The sequence below is a fragment of the Psychrobacter sp. 78a-MNA-CIBAN-0178 genome (assembly GCF_040309625.1).
GTDB lineage: Bacteria > Pseudomonadota > Gammaproteobacteria > Pseudomonadales > Moraxellaceae > Psychrobacter > Psychrobacter okhotskensis.
Genome location: NZ_JBEOOZ010000165.1, coordinates 1 through 253, shown reverse-complemented (window position 1 = coordinate 253; position 253 = coordinate 1). Strand labels below are relative to the sequence as shown.

Sequence of the window (253 nt, the reverse complement as noted above, 5' to 3'; positions counted from 1 at the left end):
GAGCCTTTCCTAAAAACTGTGTAACTGCTTATAATCCACTAACAGGAGAATAAGCAATGACTAACCAAACTGACATCAAGAAACTGGCTGAGCAAATGGCTGGTAGCATGAAAAGCTTCGATGACATCAAAGACTTTCAAAAGCAGCTCATGCAATCCTTTATCGATACTGCCTTGGAAGCTGAGATGGAAGACCATCTTGGCTACCCTAAGCATGAGAAAGCAGATAAGCCAAATAAACGCAATGGGCATAC

The 253-nt window shown here is 41.9% G+C and carries 1 protein-coding gene; it reads left to right on the top strand.

All coding sequences use genetic code 11. The features are described 5' to 3' along the window. Nucleotides 1–56 precede the first annotated feature (56 nt). The coding region (locus AAEY80_RS14700) for a transposase (protein WP_201607524.1) at nt 57–253 on the top strand (197 nt) is incomplete at its 3' end.